Source organism: Sphaerospermopsis sp. LEGE 00249, assembly GCF_014299995.1.
Lineage (GTDB): Bacteria > Cyanobacteriota > Cyanobacteriia > Cyanobacteriales > Nostocaceae > Sphaerospermopsis > Sphaerospermopsis kisseleviana.
Genome location: NZ_JACJUZ010000024.1, coordinates 25,890 through 42,930, shown reverse-complemented (window position 1 = coordinate 42,930; position 17,041 = coordinate 25,890). Strand labels below are relative to the sequence as shown.

Here is a 17,041-nt window from a genome sequence, read left to right as displayed (position 1 = left end):
ATAGCCAGAAAAATTTGTGACAACTTTGATACAAAAATGTTAAGAATAGTTACAGCATCAGTAATACAAGGAAACAATTCTTATGGTTGATTTACATGACAGAAAACCACCTCATCAGGTAGTTATCGTTGGTGGAGGCTTTGGTGGACTATATGCGGCTAAAGCACTAGCTAAAGCTAATGTCAACGTGACACTGATAGATAAACGGAATTTTCACCTGTTTCAACCTCTGTTGTACCAAGTAGCTACTGGTGCTTTGTCTCCAGCAGATATTTCTTCTCCCTTGCGTTCTGTTCTCAGCAAGAGCAAAAATACCACTGTTTTGCTGGGTGAGGTGAATGATATTGACACCACAGAACAAAAGGTGATGGTGGGTGGTGAAACCGTACCCTATGATACTTTGATTGTCGCTACAGGTGCGAAGCACTCTTATTTTGGCAAGGATAACTGGGAAGAGTTTGCACCGGGTTTAAAAACCGTAGAAGATGCCATTGAAATGCGTCGGCGGATTTTTATGGCGTTTGAAGCGGCGGAAAAAGAAAGCGATCCTGCTAAACGTCGGGCTTTGTTAACTTTTGTAATTGTGGGTGGTGGTCCAACTGGGGTAGAATTAGCGGGGGCGATCGCCGAATTAGCCACCCAAACCCTCAAAGAAGACTTCCGCAACATTGACACCTCAGAAACTAAGGTTTTATTGCTAGAAGGTTTAGACAGAGTTCTCCCTCCCTTCGCACCAGAATTATCCCAAGAAGCGCAAGCATCTTTAGAAGCTTTGGGTGTAGATGTGCAAACCAAAACCCTGGTAACTAATATTGAAAATGATATTGTTACGATTAAGCAAGGTGACGAAGTAAAAACTATTGCTTCCAAAACCGTATTGTGGGCGGCTGGTGTCAAAGCTTCCGCAATGGGTAAAGTGTTAATGGATAAGACTGGGGCAGAATGCGATCGCGCTGGTCGTGTAATAGTTGAACCAGACCTCAGTATTAAAGGACACTCTAATATTTTTGTAGTGGGAGACTTAGCGAATTTTGCCCATCAAAACGGAAAACCCCTACCTGGAGTTGCACCAGTAGCCATGCAAGAAGGGGAATATGTAGCCAAGCTCGTACAAAAACGCCTTAAAGGTGAAATCCTACCCCAATTTAACTATGTGGATAGAGGCAGTTTAGCAATGATTGGGCAACACGCCGCCGTTGTGGACTTAGGGTTTATAAAACTTAAAGGTTTCCTAGCTTGGTTTTTCTGGTTATTTATTCACATCTACTTCCTGATTGAATTTGATAACAAATTAGTAGTCATGATTCAATGGGTTTGGAATTATTTTACCCGCAATCGTGGCGCAAGATTAATTACAGGGAAAGAGATGGTCAAACCTGTACCAGTGGAAAGTAATGGACATTATCAGCCGGTGAATACTAGACAACCATTGAACGTCTAACCCCCTCGCTCCTCGTTCCCAGTCTCCAGACTGGGAATGCCGTTTTAGAGGCTCTGCCTCCCATCCTTCCATATTGTAACTCATTGTAACTCATTGTAACTCATTTTAACTCGTTTACTCGTTCCCAGTCTCCGACTGGGAATGCCATTTTAGAGGCTCTGCCTCCCTCTGATGATAACTCTTATGTATCACAAATTTACCAAATATCCTTAATTATACGATGTATAACTTCTGTCTCCCAGATTAAAATCAAATCACCACATCTACCAAACAAAATGAAACAATGGGACGCAGTAAGTATCATGTATTAGGAACTCAACCCCATTTCATAACCAGCACAATAGTTAATTGGATGCCATTATTTGGACAAACTGAAATTGTGCAAATTATCATAAATTCTCTGAATTTCATGCAGCAAAAACAGAGGTTGACATTGTATGGTTATGTGATTATGGAAAATCATCTTCATCTCATCGCAGCATCTGCAAACTTATCCAAAGAAATAGGAAATTTTAAATCATTTACTGGCCGTTCAATTATTGACTTACTGCATAAAAATAAGGCTGAATATATACTGAATCAGTTGGAATTTTATAAATTAAGACATAAGATTAAACAAGATTATCAATTGTGGCAAGAAGGTTTTCATCCCCAGGCAATTTTCAATGAGGAGATTTTCAGGCAGAAATTAGAGTATATGCACAATAATCCTGTGAGACGTGGTTATGTTGATGATCCGGCTCATTGGCGTTATTCTAGCTATCGTAATTATATGGGATTACCGAGTTTGTTGGAGGTGGAGTTGATTGATTTTGGAAAGGTTGAGTCGGAGACTCATGACGGCATTCCCAGTCGGAGACTGGGAACGAGATAAAAGAATTGGTTACTAACAGATCACCCAAACTCTTGCCTATTCCCTATTCCCTATTCCCTGCCTTAACGAAGAGACTTTTTCAGCAAACCCTATTTATGATGAACAGGCAATCAAAATGATATTGCTGTGCGTTCTCGATAGGTAAATTACCATAAATCAAAAATCAAAAATCTGTTCTACCCGCAAACTTAAATCCTGAAACTGTGGAGAAATCACCAAATCATCACCAGCAAAAATCCCCACATCCTGATAAATACCATCAATTAATTCCAACACTAAAACACTTTTATTTTCTGGATCAATAATCCAATATTCAGGAATACCACAATCTTGATATTGTAACCGCTTGGCAATAAAATCTCTATCTCTTTGTAACTCCCCAGGACTAACCACTTCAACCACTAACAAAGGTGGTAACATTGATAATCTGATAGTATTACGTTTTGCTAATTGTTGAATATGTTCTTCTAGAATAATAGTTAAATCAGGATAACGGTTTCTCGGTTCTCCTCTTACTTCCAATTCTAAACCATGTCCCCGTACCCTATCAGTTCCTATTAATAATGCAAAAATTAGGAAAATTCGATTTGCTATTTGTACATTAATTCCTGATTCTGGTGGCATTTCTATTAACTCTCCATTAAATAATTCATATAATTTATCTGAACCATCATCATAAGCTAAATATTCTTCAAAACTTTGAAAACGTGGCTTAACTTCTAACATGATAATTCCTCCATTATCAGTTGTAAATTAGTTGTAAAAGTCCTGAAAATTTAATTGTGAATATACAGGTAAAGTTCAAATTTGGGGATGGAAGACAGGTTGGAAGTTTTGAGACAAACTCGAATATCTAATTTTCTGCAAAAATCAAATACATCCCACATTTTTACCTCCTGTCTCCTCCTATAGTAATCCTCAATCACTAAATCACTCTTTCATTCCCACCATCAATGGGAATATTAGCAGCAGTTGTTTTCATGAATAAATTACCACACATTTCCGCTGCTAATTCGGCTACGTCATGGCTAGTGATTTCAACTTGCAGCAGATTATTAGTTTTATATTCTTCTACCGTTAAACCATAAGCAGCAGCACGAGAATTTAATACTTCTTCTGTCCAAATTCCCGTATCAAAAACTGCATTTGGATGTACAGAATTAATGCGAATTTTATCTTGACTCCATTCTAAAGCAGCAACTCTTGTTAATTGATTTAACGCAGCTTTAGAAGCCGAATATGCTGCTGCACCAACTCCAGGTGCATAGACATTTTTCGAGCCAATTATGACTACTCTACCGCCTTTAGGTGCTAATTTTAAATAGGAATGACTTTCTCTCATTAAAATTAAGTTAGCATCCAAATTGATATCCATTACCTTACGCCATTCCTGGGTTGATAAATCTTTAATATGACAACCACGAGGAAAGATACCAGCATTCAGAATTAAGATGTCTAAACCGCCAAATTTACCAATAGCTGTTTCTAGAGCTTGAGTAATTGCATTTTCATCGGTTACATCACAGGTGATTCCTAAAAAATTAGGACGTTTATAAAGGGTTTCAATCTGAGAATTAATATCTAAACCCACAACCGCAGCCCCTCTTTTTAGAAGAGATTCTACACAGGCTTTACCAATTCCCGAAGCTGCTCCTGTAACTAAGGCAATTTCTCCAGTAAAAGGGGGTTCTTTTCCTGATTTTTTTAATTTTGCTTGCTCTAAATCCCAATATTCTACTTGAAAAATATCTTTGGCTGATAAAGCTTGATATTGGTCTAAATTGGTGGCAGTTTCGATGATATCAATGGTATGATCATAGATGTCGGCAACAATATTTGCTGATTTAATATCCTTGCCAATTGTACATAGTCCTAATTCTGGATCAAGGATTACTCTGGGAATGGTATCTAATATGGTATGTTCAGGACTGGAATAGGTTTTAAAATAGTCTTGATAAGCTTGACTATAAGCTTTGATATCTTGACCAATTAAAGGCAGACGTTTAGTACGAATTACATGATCTGGTGTAGCCGGACCTTGTTGAGAAATAACAGCAATATCTTCTCGTCTAGCAAAAGCAATATATTTAGAATCTCGATGACTGGATAAAATAACTGGAAAACCTGCTTTTGTTGATAGTCTATGACGTAATTTTGCTAAGGTAGGAGCTAAAGATTTTTGTGCAATCACACCACTGGGAGTAGGAGAATAGGCTTGATTTTTCTGTAAATATTCTTCGGCTTCACTCACCAGTGAAATCATTCTTTCATAAGACTCTTGAGCAGTGTTTCCAAAGGAGAAAATACCATGATTCATCAAAACCATGCCGATGGTGTTTTCTCCTGCTTCTAGTGGGAATTTTTCACCACAAATTCTGGCTAAATCAAACCCTGGCATAATATAGGGAATTATGACAACTTTATCCCCATAAATTTCTTTAATTCTTTGGCAACCGTTGGGAGTGTTGGTAATAGTGACAATGGCATCTGCATGGGTATGATCTACATATTTGTAGGGTAAGATAGCGTGGAGAATTGTTTCCACTGAAGGCGAAGGGGCTGTAGCAATGGTCATTTGAGTTTTTAGCTCATTTACCATCTGAGGATCAGATAAAGCTGGTAGTTTAGCTAATTTTAATAAATGAGACATTCTCACGGGAGCAAAACCTTCTTTTTGGATGGTTGCTAAGTCCCAACCACTACCTTTTACATAAAGGATTTCTTCTATTTCTCCTACTAGGTTTTTTTCTTTGATTTTGACAGAAGTATTTCCTCCTCCATGTAAAACTAAAGCAGGATTTTTTCCTAAGAGACGAGATGTATATACTCGCAGTTCTAATTCTCCTTGATATTGGGCTGCTTCTTGATCATTCCAGAGATTTTTCATAATTGATTTTTGTTGGCTATTTTTTCAGGGGTTTGATATCAATAAATCACTTAATATTATACTATTTTTAGATGAGGTTGTATAGAAAAAATTATTCTAGAAGACCGATTTATTGCATTAATCGTAAGGGCGAAGCATTCGGACAGAATATGAACTGGTTTCAGCGATGAGTTATCACCCGAATGCTTCGCCCCTACTAAACTAATGGCTAATACTAATTTCCTATGAAGATGCGCTAAATTATATGACTAACCGCAAAGGACGCAAAGAACACAAAGAAAGAGGTTTGCAAATTTAGCGCAGTCTCATAAAGAAACGGTATAAAATATTAAAACTTTATAAAGACGTTTTATGCAACGTCTTTACATTTCTAAATATCTAATACCAAATTAAGCAGTAATAGTTCCCGTTAAAGGTGAACTCGCACTAGCATAGTTTTTAATTGGCATTCTTCCCGCTAAATAAGCTATGCGACCGGCTACAGTTGCTAAACCCATTGCATAAGCCATTGCAGGTGCATTCTCAGCTAGGGCGATCGCACTATTAATTAACAACGCATCCGCACCCAATTCCATCGCTTGTGCAGCTTCTGAAGGCGCACCAATACCCGCATCTACCACCACCGGCACTTTGGCATTTTCAATAATAATCTGAATATTGGCGGTAGTTTTCAACCCTTGTCCTGAACCAATAGGCGCAGCTAAAGGCATCACAGTGGCACAACCAACTTCTTCTAATCGCTTTGCTAACATGGGATCAGCATTAATATAAGGCAATACCGCAAAACCTTCTTTTACCAACTGTTCCGCCGCTTGCAAAGTACCAATGGGATCAGGCAACAAATATTTAGCATCAGGTATAACTTCTAACTTGACAAAATTATTATCTTCCTGTCCTAATAACTTCGCCATTTCCCGTCCTAACCGTGCCACCCGGATCGCTTCTTCCGCAGTTTGACAACCAGCAGTATTAGGCAACATCCAAATTTTACCCCAATCTAAAGCTTCTGCCAAACCTTCATGACCAGGAGCGTTAGTTTGTACCCTTCTGACAGCAACGGTAACAATTTGACAACCACTAGCAGCAACACTTTTCTGCATTTCTTCAATACTGCGATACTTTCCTGTTCCTGTCATCAAGCGAGATTGAAAGGTTTTACCAGCAATAACTAAACCTGAATCTTGTAAGTTAAATTCCGCAGGTTGAATATATAAATTTTTACTATGTCCGTTGGTGAAATTAGCAGGATGGGTAAGCATGGATGTTGTAGTAGATGACTGAGTGGGAACGGGTGTATTTTGAAAGCGGGAATAATGGAAATGAGTTAAAAGCGGATCGGTTGTTTGTGACAAAATCACATCCGCAATTAAATTTGCTGTGACTGGTGCAAGTAAAATACCATTGCGATAGTGACCAGTAGCAAAGGTTAAATTTTTACAATGACTTTCGCCTAAAATCGGTAATTCATCGGAAGTAGCAGGACGAAAACCCCACCACATTTCTTGAATGGGATAATCTGCTAATTGGGGAAAAAGACGGGTTGCACCTTCCAGTAAGCTTTGAATACCTGCTGGTGTGTTATCGGGAGTAAAACCGACATTTTCACTGGTAGCACCTAAAACAATAGAACGGTTACGACGGGGAACAATGTAAATATCTTCACCAAATAAAACCCTTGTTAAAGGTAATTCTGTCAGAAATTCCGGTACTCGCAACCGCAACATTTGACCTTTGCGGGGATGCACTGTTAAAGGTAATAATTGATTAGACCAAGCACCAGCCGCTACAAGATAATGGTCAGCCCTAAGAAAACCTATGTTAGTTTGGATACCGATAACTTGCCCTTGTTGCTGGGCGATCGCCTCAACTGTCACACCATCTTTGAATGATACACCCAAAGACTCAGCCGCAGTCCGCAACACTTTCACCAAAGTTTGATTATCAACCTGGCCATTTTCAGGATACCACCAACCACCAACCACATCAGCGCCTAACCCCGGTTGATATTCATGAATAGCTGCTTTATCTAACCAATAAGCTGGTGATTGGTGATTGGGAATAAATTCCTTTTTCTCCCCTGCCTCCTGATATACTGGGGCGAGGATGCCACAAGGCCAATAACCTGTATTGTTTAAATCTTTTTTGGCTGTTAACTCTTCTAATTTACTAATCCAGTCAGGATATAAAGAGAGCGATCGCCGACACAAATCAAGCATAGCAGCATCGGCGATATTTTCCGCATCAGGGGCTAACATTCCTGCGGCTGCATGGCTGGCTGCGGCAGTAAAATCACGGGAAACGACAGTAACATTTGCACCCCGCAACTTTAACTCAACAGCGCAAGCCAACCCGATAATGCCACCACCAATAATTAAAACGTCGCTAGTCATCAGTCAATAGTTATTAGTCATTAGTACATAACTAATAACCTATCAGGATTATTAATTGGTGATTGGTGATAGTTGATAGTTGATAGTTGTTTTTACCCAGTCCCCAGTCCCCAGTCCCCAGTCACCAATCACCAATCCCCATTACCATAAAGCGCGAATAGGTTGTTTATCTTGATCGATAGTACCTGAATTTGAGCTAGTATCTGTTGCAGAAGTAGAAGTATCAGTATCAGTATTATTTGAGCCTTGTGTACTATCACCAGAACCTGTAGGCGTAGTATTGGCATTACTTTGAGCTACACTGGTGCGGCGAGTATCATCAGAAAAATCATTTCTGTTAGTGTTGGAGGTTTCAGTGTTATTTCTGTTAGCAGCGGTTGAATCATCCCTACTGGCAGTGCTATTAACATTAATATTGGCTGGCAAGACACTAGACTCTCTCCTTCCAGGAGGAACATTAGCAGTTTGTTGTCCACCCATCGGAAAATTAATACCAAGTAACGTACCTAGTAAAATTGCCACGCCTCCAGCCATTAAAATTAAGGGAGTCCATCTACCCATCTTGTTTTGTCTCCTTTTTAACCTTCTGGTGTCCAAACTATCTCAGAACCTTGACCCCAAAAACCATCAAATTTTGTAACTTTCACATCTCCTAAAACCTGAGTTTGACAAGCTAAACGCAAATCAGATGTAGGAGAATGGGGAGGAAGCGATCGCCGCGTTAGATCACGCCAATTTGCTGCTGACACTTCGCCTTCTACCTTAACCGCACAAGTACCACAACTGCCAATACCCCGACAGTTTATTACCTGAGAACCACCGTTATGGAGGTCAACACCATTTTTTAGCAGCACTTTTCTTAAATTGGCTTTGTTTTCACACTCAATTAATTTACCTTGAGCTACAACTTTCGGCATATTTAAATTACCAAACTAAATTAAAACAGGTAACAGGTGACAGGTGACAGGTGACAGAAATAAATTTACCAATTACCAATTACCAATTACCAATCACCAATTACCAATTACCAATCACCAATTACCAATCACCAATCACCAATCACCAATCACCAATCACCAATTACCAATCACCAATCACCAATCACCAATTACCAATTACCAATCACAACCTATGAGTAAAACTACCTCTCCTCAAATTTGGTTATATGACACTACTCTCCGTGATGGTACTCAACGGGAAGGTTTATCAGTGTCCATAGAAGATAAATTACGCATTGCCCACAGACTAGATCAACTAGGTATACCATTTATTGAAGGTGGTTGGCCAGGGGCGAATCCTAAAGATGTCCAGTTTTTCTGGCAACTCCAAGAAAACCCCCTCAAACAAGCGGAAATAGTTCCCTTCTGTTCCACCCGTCGTCCTCATACCCAAGCCAGTGATGAACCCATGTTACAAGCGATTTTGGCGGCTGGTACACGCTGGGTGACAATTTTTGGAAAATCTTGGGATTTGCACGTTATAGAAGGACTCAAGACCAGTCTGGATGAAAATTTAGCCATGATCCGCGACACGATTGAGTATTTAATCTCTCAAGGACGGCGTGTAATTTATGATGCTGAACATTGGTTTGATGGTTATAAGCAAAATCCTCATTATGCTTTACAAACAATCAAAACAGCCGCAAAAGCAGGGGCGGAATGGTTAGTTTTATGTGATACCAATGGCGGAACTTTACCCCATGAAGTTTCTCAAATTGTCTCAGGTGTCGTCAAGGAAATAGGAAATACAGAAAAAACTCTGACCCAATCACCAATCACCAATCACCAATCACCAATTCCCCACATAGGAATACATACACATAATGATTCAGAAATGGCAGTTGCTAATGCTATAGCAGCAGTGATGGCAGGTGCAAAAATGGTACAAGGGACTATAAATGGTTATGGTGAACGCTGCGGTAATGCTAACCTGTGTTCTCTGATTCCTAATTTACAGCTAAAACTTGGTTATAGCTGTATCAGTGAACACCAGCTACATCAACTTACAGAAACCAGTCGTTTTGTTAGTGAAGTTGTCAATCTCGCACCTGATGATCATGCACCCTATGTAGGACGTTCAGCTTTTGCTCACAAAGGAGGGATTCATGTTTCTGCGGTGGAACGTAATCCTTTAACTTATGAACATATTACACCTGAACAGGTAGGAAATCGTCGTCGCATTGTCATTTCTGAACAGTCTGGTTTAAGCAATGTTTTAGCTAAAGCTCGCACTTTGGGAATAGAATTAAATAAAAATGATCCCCAAACTAAACTCATTCTCCAACGCATGAAAGACTTGGAAAGTGAAGGTTATCAATTTGAAGCTGCGGAAGCTAGTTTTGCTCTATTAATGTATACAGCTTTAGGACTAAGACAGGAGTTTTTTGAAGTTCAAGGTTTTCATGTTAATTGTGATTTGGTGGAAGGGAAAAAAAGCACCAATTCTTTAGCTACAATTAAAGTAGCTGTGAATGGTCAAAATATTCTGGAAGCAGCAGAAGGTAATGGTCCAGTTGCAGCTTTGGATGCTGCTTTACGCAAAGCTTTGATGAATTTTTATCCACAAATTGCCGATTTTGAACTGACTGATTATAAGGTAAGAATACTCAACGGAAATAGAGGAACATCAGCAAAAACACGCGCTTTGGTTGAGTCGGGAAATGGTCAACAACGCTGGACAACTATTGGAGTTTCTGCTAATATTTTAGAAGCTTCTTATCAAGCTGTAGTTGAAGGTTTGGAATATGGATTATTGCTGCATTTCCAAGCAGAAAAATCATTGAAAATTTAGATGTGATAAAATTGTGATCAACTTGTCTGAATCAGGATATCCAGGATTATAGGATTTACAGGATTTTTGATGATTTATTTTTGATGATTTATTTTTGATGATTTATTTTTGATGATTTATAATTTGGCGATCGCTCTTTTTACCACTGCATGAAATCTCAAAATCCCCATTTTCAGGATTTTTGTGATTTTTTTTGTTTTAAGACTTGACAATGCCAAAAATTTACAGTACACTTATGTTAGAAGTGGAAATACGTGGGCGCATATATAGTAAATTTTTCAATCTTCAACATCTTAATTTCCACCCACATTCAAGAATCCCCAAAAACAATACATAAAATCTCATCTTGTACATCCTCAAATCTTGGACATCCTGATTCAGACAAAATCCCATTTTTTTATTTCTTATCATAATAATCATTAATCAATTTTACTGCCAATCATCTCCACCAACCAACTGAGCGATATAATCATCCATAATTGCTGGTAACTCCTTAGCAGAATAAACATAAGTTAAAGACAACAATTTATTTGCAGTAGCTAAAATTTCATCTTTATCTATAATTCCTGCAAGCTGCGAACGACTGTATTTACCGTTCGTTACCTCAAAACTAGCGTCAACTATCGCATCCTCAATTACTTCTTCCTCAATTAAATTAGTCCATTCATCTTCATTCACATAATAGGATTTTTTATTATCCTTCAAATTTATCTTTTTAATTTCTCTAATAGAATTACTAATAGAAGCAACCCAAGATGCAGTTAATCTCTGTTCCACTTGATTTTTAATCAAATGAATCAATAAAATTTTTAAATAAGATTGAATATTTCGCAGAATAGCTTGTTTACTCATTCCTGCCAATTCATCTACAATTTCCAAAGCTTCTGCGTAACGTCCTTGTAAAATATTATTTCTGAGGTCTATTAATTCCTGAGTCATTGCTTCTAACCTCAAACCATCAAAAAACCCAAATCCTAATTTATCCTTTAACCTTAACAAATTCTCATCAAACTATAGAAAATTACAGAAAATTCCAGTATGCAAATTCTTAAATCCTGCGAATCCCAACCTAAACAATTCAAAACCTGTTATATATGGCGCGGACAGATTCCTAGACTTAATAAAAATATAGCAAAACTCAGAACAAATGTCAACCCCCTAGCTGAAATTACCAAAACTCGTTAAATTATTGACATCATTCTCAACAATCTTGAGAAAACACCCACCCTTATTGATAGAAATCTTTTTTTTCCCAAATCCCATACCTCTTACTTATACCTCTTACTTATACCTCTCTGCGACTCTGCGCCTCTGCGTGAGAAAAAAAACCAAGATAATAAAGTGAGGAAACCTCTACAGCCTAAATGCCCACAGTGACTTTGATGGATTTGTTAGACTAAACACACCAGGATATTTTCAGTCAAAAAGCCAGCAGACGAGGCCATTCATGCTTACAAATACCCTACTTCTTTCCAATCAACTCCCCAGTTTAAAGTATTCATCAACAACAGAACGCTTCGACGACACCTGGGAAGCGCCCCTGGCCACCCTTTTGGGACTAGGACGCGCTGCTGGTGCAGATTTTGTAGAATTTTTCTTAGAACGTCGTAACTACATTAGTTGTTTAGCAGAAGACGACACCATCACCAGCATCTCACCCAGTTTAGCCAGTGGTGCAGGAGTGAGAGTATTTCGAGGCAAAGCCGACTGTTACGTTAGCACCAATAACCTAACATTTGCTGGACTAAAAGCAGCCTTAGAAAAAGGTCTTTCCATCCTGGGATTACAACTGCCAGGACCAAGTGCTTTCATCCCCGAAATCAACCTAGAATTATTGAGAGACTACGCCACCAAACGCGGTAAAGATGGCTGGCTCTCCTTATGCAGTTCCATCCGCGAAATGGGAGAAATCCTTCTTGATGGTACTACCCAACTCAACAAAAAAGCTACCCACGTTCAGTCTCGCCGCGCTACCTACTTCCGTGACTGGCAAGAAGTATTAGTTGCTGCCAGTGATGGCACATTTGCCCGTGATATTCGCCTCACCCAGTCAGTCGGCTTTAATATTCTCTGTGCTGATGGTGCCAACCGTGCTTCCATCGGTGAACGTGCCGGAAACACCAGTGACCCCAACTTCCTGAAAACCTGGGATTATCAACAAGCTTCCGAACAAATTGCCGAATCTGCGGGTAAAATGCTATATGCAGATTACGTAGAATCAGGAAATTACCCCATTATCATGGCCAATCATTTTGGGGGAGTAATATTCCATGAAGCTTGCGGACATTTATTAGAAACTACTCAAATTGAACGTAAAACCACACCATTTGCGGATAAAAAAGGCGAAAAAATCGCCCATGAAAGTTTAACAGCTTGGGATGAAGGACGTTCTGACAATGCCTTCGGCACAATTGATATGGATGACGAAGGAATGCCCGCCCAAAGAACATTATTAATAGAAAAAGGCGTTCTCAAAAACTTCCTAGCTGACAGAACTGGTTCAGTAAGAACTGGACACCCCAGAACAGGCAGTGGTCGCCGTCAAAATTACACCTTTGCGGCTGCAAGTCGCATGAGAAACACATATATTGATACCGGCGAATACAGCAACGAAGATTTATTTGCTTCCATTGATAAAGGTATTTACTGTAAAAAAATGGGTGGTGGAAGTGTAGGCGCAACCGGTCAATTTAACTTTAGCGTTGACGAAGCCTACTTAATAGAAAACGGCAAAATTACCAAACCATTAAAAGGTGCTACCCTCATCGGCGAAGCAAAAGAAATCATGAACAAAATCTCTATGTGTTCCAAAGATTTAGAACTAGCACCTGGTTTTTGTGGTTCTGTTAGTGGCAGCATTTACACCACAGTAGGACAACCACATATTAAAGTTGATTCCATCACCGTCGGCGGAAGATAATTTTAGATTTTAGATTTTGGATTTTGGATTTTGGATTGTGAATGAGCAACAGTTTAAGACTAGGACAAAACAAGTTGCATTAAGAGTGATTCGCCTAGTTGAGTCCTTACCAATGACAAAAACTGCGGATGTTATTGGTAAGCAGTTGCTACGTTCTGCAACTTCTGTTGGTGCTAATTATCGTGCATCTTGTCGGGTAAAATCTACTGCTGACTTGATTGCTAAACTTAGTATTGTAGAAGAAGAAACTGATGAGACTCTTTACTGGTTAGAACTTCTAATTGAATCAGGATTAGTAGAACCTGATAAACTTAAAAATTTAATGCAAGAAACTAATGAAATTCTAGCTATGACTGTGGCTTCAATCAAAACTATCCGACAAAAACCAAAATCATAACATCCAAAATCCAAAATCTAATTTCTCAAAATCTAACTTCTCTAATTCTTTATCAAATCCAAAATCTCAAATCTAAAATCCAAAATTGCATCATGTCTAACATTCAAGAAATCGCTAAATACGCCCAAGAAAACGCCCAAAAACTAGGCATTAAAAAATTTGACATTTACGGTTCAACAGTAGACGATACCAGCGTGCAAGTTGATCAGGGAGAACCCAAACAAGTGAAAGCTTCTAACCGTTCTGGTGTCACAGTTCGAGTTTGGAACGAAGAAAATACAATGGGTGTCACCAGTACCACAGATGTAGACCCCAAAGGATTAGAATTAGCCTTACAAACAGCTTACGAAGCAAGTTTTTTTGGAGTTAAAGAAAACGTTCCTGATTTTAGTCCAGAAGCAACCGTTCCGATTGAATATACTCCTAAAGAAAAAGCACCTCAAGCACCTGTTTCTGAACTCATTGAAAAACTATTAGTAGCAGAAAAAGAACTTTTAGCTGCTCATCCTGCCATTACAGGAGTGCCTTATAATGGTTTAGCACAAAGAGATATTGACCGTTTTTATCTTAATAGTGATGGTGCTTTAAGAAAGGAATCTCATTCTTTGGCTTCAGTTTATCTGTATAGTAAAACCGAGGAAGAAGGGAAAAAACCCCGCAGTGCAGGAGCATATCGAGTTAAGGAGAATTTAGCTGATTTAGATATTGCTGGTTGTATCAAAGAAACAGCAGATAAAACTATCAGTCATTTGCATTATGAAAAAATCAAAACTGGTAAATATCAAGTGGTTTTTTCTGCGGAAGCTTTCTTGAGTTTATTGGGTGCATTTTCTAATTTATTTAATGCCCAAAATATTCTGGATAATCAAAGTTTATCCACAACTGAAGATATCGGTAAAGAAATTGCTTCACCTTTACTTTCAGTTTATGATGATGCTTTACATCCTGCCAATGTGGGTGCGGAAAGTTTTGATGGTGAAGGTACACCAACCCGTCAAGTAAAGTTAATAGAAAAAGGTGTGTTAACCAGCTTTTTACATAGTGCGGGAACTGCAAAACGGTTAAATGCCCAACCTACAGGTAATGCTAGTATTGGTGCAAAGGTGAGCGTTGGTCCCAATTTTTATCATGTTTTTGGCGCTGGTACACCAGAAAAAGAATTAAGTTTAGAAACTGCGGAAAATGTGATTTTAATTGATGATTTACAAGCTCTCCATGCAGGTGTTAAAGCTTTACAAGGTTCGTTTTCTTTGCCTTTTGATGGTTGGTTAGTGAATAAAGGTGAGAAAATTAGTGTTGAATCAGCAACGGTAGCAGGTGATTTTCTGGAGTTGTTAAAATCTATTGTTTATGTAGAGAAGGAAGCAGAATTAACACCAGGGGGAGTTTGTCCGAGAATTTGGGTAAGTGAACTCTCTATTACAGGGGAATAATATTCAGGAGGCAGGAGGCAGGAGTTTTTTATTTTGGATTTTGGATTTTGGATTGTTTTTGTGATCTCCAATCTAAAATCTAAAATCTAAAATTTTCTTCCCCAGTCCCCAGTCACCAGTCACCAGTCACCTAATATTGAACTGTGCCATCAGGCATTACAGCTTCACGCAAATTTGCACCCATGATATTTGTGCTACTCATTTCTGCTTTGAACAAATTTGCCTTACTTAAATTAGCACCTCTCAAGTCTGTTCTGGCCTCAATCGTTAGCCCAGTCTGGCATAAGGCATTCATGAAACTCCCATTAAAAGAGGGTTTTTCCTGACTCCTGACTTCTGCTATGTGTAATTTGGCTGTTAAGCTAAATTGAGATCATTAATTTCCCGAATATTGTAAAGTTTGAGTTAATAGGAGGAAATACTATGAACAGTTGTATTTTAATGGCAGAAATTTATGATGCTCCCCAACTGCGACACACACCCGACGGTTTGGAAATAACAGAAATGATAGTTCATGTAGCGGGGTTGCGGCCAGATGATCCCTCACATCCGTTAAAAGTGGTAAGTTGGGGTAACTTAGCCAAAGACATTCATCAAAATTATCATCCAGGCGATCGCGTGATCATCGAAGGACGCTTAGGGATGAATACTTTTGAGCGTCCCGAAGGATTTAAAGAAAAACGTGCTGAGTTGACAGTACAACGGATTCATGCTTTAAGCAAAGGTGTACCAACGGATCAACCAGCAGCACAACGTCCCCTAGAGATTGTCAATCATCAATCAAGCAGACCTGCACAAACTCCAACTACAACATTTACAAATCCCGCACCCCAACCAACCACCCCAGAGCCTACCTATCAACCTGTAAGTTCTCAACCTCCATCCTATCAACCCACGACAGAAGCAGAACCCGATCCAGACGACATTCCATTTTAAGGTGATTGGTGATTGGGTTATTCATCTTAACCCTGTCACCTGTCACCTGTCACCTACTCTCCGCTGGCTTCACCCCATTCTCGAATAGCGGGGAAAACAGAAGAATAATCATCTTCTGGATAGGACATTTTCATTGCTGACTGTAAGATGTGTTTTACACCCTCAATACTGCTGAGATTCAAACCAAGGGATTTAGCTTCAGAGATAAATAAATCTATTTCTTTGATCAATTGTTTGGTGGGTAAGTTGGCTTTGGAATAATTGCCATCTAACATCCGGTTTAGATTTTGATCAAAGATAGGCGCATAAAGTTTACTGTCCCGCAGGACTCGCATAAATAATTCTACATCAATGCCTTGCAACTGGACAAAAGCCAGACTCAGGGCAAAGCTAGTAGTGAGGGAAGCAATGAGTTGATTGAGTGCTAAAGTCAGGGATGCTGCTGATCCTACAGGTCCAATGTATACAGGATCGGGTCCAAAATTTGATAGTAATTTGACATGGCGTTGATATTGTTCTTCTTCACCACCCACCATGACAATTAATTTGCCAGTTTCCGCTTCTGGGATACTACCGAGTACAGGCGCTTCTATGTATTCACCACCAGCCGCAACTACCGCATTTCTGATTTCTTGGCTTTCTTGGGGAGTAGTTGTCCCCATTTGAATGATGCTGCGTCCTGATAAAGTATGCCAAGAAGTATCTGTGAGCAAGACATGATAAATAGCTGCGGCGTTAGATAGCATAAGAATTATACAGTCAGCAGAACGAATTGCTTCACGGGGTTTTGTGGCAATTGCTGCCCCTGCTGCTTGTAATGGTGCTAATTTTTCTGGGGTGCGGTTGTAGGCAATTAGCTCTATATTGGCAGCTAATAACCTTTGAGCCATCGGTAGTCCCATCAATCCAGTTCCCAGAAATGCCACCTTCATGTTTCACGTTCCTTTGGTAAATCGTAAGTAAAAAGGGAATT

15 protein-coding genes are annotated in these 17,041 nt (G+C 39.2%); 7 read left to right on the top strand and 8 right to left on the bottom strand.

Translation table 11 applies throughout. From position 1 onward, the window contains the following. Nucleotides 1-82 precede the first annotated feature (82 nt). On the top strand, nt 83-1,441 hold the full coding sequence (locus H5968_RS10570; protein WP_187039920.1) for an NAD(P)/FAD-dependent oxidoreductase: 1,359 nt from the start codon (nt 83-85) through the stop codon (nt 1,439-1,441). A gap of 283 nt (nt 1,442-1,724) precedes the next feature. Continuing rightward, entirely contained in the window at nt 1,725-2,315 is a 591-nt protein-coding gene (locus H5968_RS10565; RefSeq protein ID WP_255427103.1) for a transposase, read from the top strand. A 156-nt stretch (nt 2,316-2,471) separates the two neighbouring features. Here the strand turns inward: H5968_RS10565 and H5968_RS10560 are convergent, their stop codons facing one another. From H5968_RS10560 to H5968_RS10540, 5 genes are all read right to left on the bottom strand, one after another. After that, nucleotides 2,472-3,041 carry a Uma2 family endonuclease gene (locus tag H5968_RS10560; protein ID WP_187039919.1) on the bottom strand — a complete coding sequence of 190 codons (570 nt, stop codon included), beginning with the start codon at nt 3,039-3,041 and terminating at the stop codon, nt 2,472-2,474. Nucleotides 3,042-3,240: 199 nt separating this feature from the next. After that, nucleotides 3,241-5,202 carry a bifunctional aldolase/short-chain dehydrogenase gene (locus tag H5968_RS10555; protein WP_187039918.1) on the bottom strand — a complete coding sequence of 654 codons (1,962 nt, stop codon included), beginning with the start codon at nt 5,200-5,202 and terminating at the stop codon, nt 3,241-3,243. 389 nt (nt 5,203-5,591) lie between these two features. Next, nucleotides 5,592-7,592 carry a glycine oxidase ThiO gene (thiO, locus tag H5968_RS10550; protein ID WP_187039917.1) on the bottom strand — a complete coding sequence of 667 codons (2,001 nt, stop codon included), beginning with the start codon at nt 7,590-7,592 and terminating at the stop codon, nt 5,592-5,594. 141 nt (nt 7,593-7,733) lie between these two features. Further along, nucleotides 7,734-8,153 (bottom strand): hypothetical protein, encoded by a 420-nt coding sequence (locus tag H5968_RS10545; protein WP_096565228.1) that lies wholly within the window; start codon nt 8,151-8,153, stop codon nt 7,734-7,736. Nucleotides 8,154-8,170: 17 nt separating this feature from the next. After that, entirely contained in the window at nt 8,171-8,509 is a 339-nt protein-coding gene (locus tag H5968_RS10540; protein WP_187039916.1) for a 2Fe-2S iron-sulfur cluster-binding protein, read from the bottom strand. Nucleotides 8,510-8,723: 214 nt separating this feature from the next. Between H5968_RS10540 and cimA the strand changes: the two genes are divergently transcribed. Further along, on the top strand, nt 8,724-10,382 hold the full coding sequence (gene cimA / locus H5968_RS10535; protein WP_187039942.1) for a citramalate synthase: 1,659 nt from the start codon (nt 8,724-8,726) through the stop codon (nt 10,380-10,382). A gap of 429 nt (nt 10,383-10,811) precedes the next feature. Here cimA and H5968_RS10530 read toward each other — a convergent pair whose 3' ends face one another. Next, nucleotides 10,812-11,321 (bottom strand): DUF29 family protein, encoded by a 510-nt coding sequence (locus H5968_RS10530; RefSeq protein ID WP_187039941.1) that lies wholly within the window; start codon nt 11,319-11,321, stop codon nt 10,812-10,814. A 508-nt stretch (nt 11,322-11,829) separates the two neighbouring features. On the opposite strand from H5968_RS10530, the gene H5968_RS10525 reads away from it, so the two are divergent. From H5968_RS10525 to H5968_RS10515, 3 genes are all read left to right on the top strand, one after another. Further along, the gene (locus H5968_RS10525; RefSeq protein WP_187039915.1) at nt 11,830-13,302 is read left to right on the top strand and encodes a TldD/PmbA family protein; all 1,473 of its coding nucleotides are present in this window, start codon (nt 11,830-11,832) and stop codon (nt 13,300-13,302) included. A gap of 37 nt (nt 13,303-13,339) precedes the next feature. After that, the gene (locus H5968_RS10520) at nt 13,340-13,699 is read left to right on the top strand and encodes a four helix bundle protein (RefSeq protein ID WP_187039914.1); all 360 of its coding nucleotides are present in this window, start codon (nt 13,340-13,342) and stop codon (nt 13,697-13,699) included. Nucleotides 13,700-13,791: 92 nt separating this feature from the next. Continuing rightward, entirely contained in the window at nt 13,792-15,132 is a 1,341-nt protein-coding gene (locus tag H5968_RS10515; protein ID WP_187039913.1) for a TldD/PmbA family protein, read from the top strand. Between the two features lie 130 nt (nt 15,133-15,262). Here H5968_RS10515 and H5968_RS10510 read toward each other — a convergent pair whose 3' ends face one another. Then, a complete protein-coding gene (locus H5968_RS10510) occupies nt 15,263-15,427 on the bottom strand; it encodes a pentapeptide repeat-containing protein (RefSeq protein WP_096565219.1) in 165 nt (54 codons plus the stop codon). 128 nt (nt 15,428-15,555) lie between these two features. On the opposite strand from H5968_RS10510, the gene H5968_RS10505 reads away from it, so the two are divergent. Continuing rightward, nucleotides 15,556-16,068: a single-stranded DNA-binding protein gene (locus H5968_RS10505; RefSeq protein ID WP_096565217.1), complete on the top strand. Its 513-nt coding sequence runs from the start codon at nt 15,556-15,558 to the stop codon at nt 16,066-16,068. A gap of 53 nt (nt 16,069-16,121) precedes the next feature. On the opposite strand, the gene H5968_RS10500 is transcribed toward H5968_RS10505, so the two are convergent. Further along, nucleotides 16,122-17,000 carry an NAD(P)-dependent oxidoreductase gene (locus tag H5968_RS10500; protein ID WP_137668931.1) on the bottom strand — a complete coding sequence of 293 codons (879 nt, stop codon included), beginning with the start codon at nt 16,998-17,000 and terminating at the stop codon, nt 16,122-16,124. Nucleotides 17,001-17,041 lie beyond the last annotated feature (41 nt).